The sequence below is a fragment of the Gemmiger formicilis genome (assembly GCF_016901605.1).
In the GTDB taxonomy this organism is placed as follows: Bacteria; Bacillota; Clostridia; order Oscillospirales; family Ruminococcaceae; genus Gemmiger; species Gemmiger formicilis_B.
In genome coordinates this window covers 1-640 of the sequence record NZ_JACJKP010000382.1, presented here as the reverse complement: position 1 = coordinate 640, position 640 = coordinate 1, and the positions used below count along the sequence as shown (strand labels likewise).

1 pseudogene is annotated in these 640 nt (G+C 54.8%); it reads right to left on the bottom strand.

Annotation, left to right across the window (positions count from 1 at the left end):
• Nucleotides 1-92 precede the first annotated feature (92 nt).
• A pseudogene (locus tag H6B10_RS15005) lies at nt 93-640 on the bottom strand (cobyrinic acid a,c-diamide synthase); the annotation flags it as partial.

Here is a 640-nt window from a genome sequence, read left to right as displayed (position 1 = left end):
ACAGGCAGCCCACTTTTTCTGCGCTGCCCGACGTGCCGCTTCGTCCGTCGGCTGAATGGTTTTCAGCAGATCGTTGAGTTCGGTTCCTCGGCTCATGAAAAATGCTTCCTTTCATAATCTTCGGCCGCAGCCACAAAACGTTCCGCCAGCTGCGGCGTTCCCGCCATATAAAGATGTGCAAAAGATGCAAACAGGCTGGGTGTGGCAAATCCGCATTGCCAGCTACGCGTTCCCAGCGGTTTTTGTGCAGTGCAGGCTGTCCCGTTTTGCGTAGAGTCCCAATAGTGAAACTCATGGATGGGGACTTTTTCTCCGCTGCGGAACAAAAAAGTATCCTCATGGGCGGTCATTTCCGCGTAGCCAAAACGGACAAGATGCTCGGTACGGATTCCTCTCCCCGGTAATGCCTGGACCATCGGCCAGATCTTTTTCTGCGGATCTTCCAGCGTCTGTCCCAAGTAGAGAAAGCCACCGCATTCCGCTACCGCAGGCATTCCGTCCTGTATAACCTTTTGCAGGGCAGTGCGCATGGAAACGTTTTGGCTGAGTGCTTCCGCGTACAGTTCGGGATATCCGCCCGGGAGATACACGCCTCCGCAATGCTCCGGCAGGTCCGCATCATGCAGAGGACTGAAAGGAA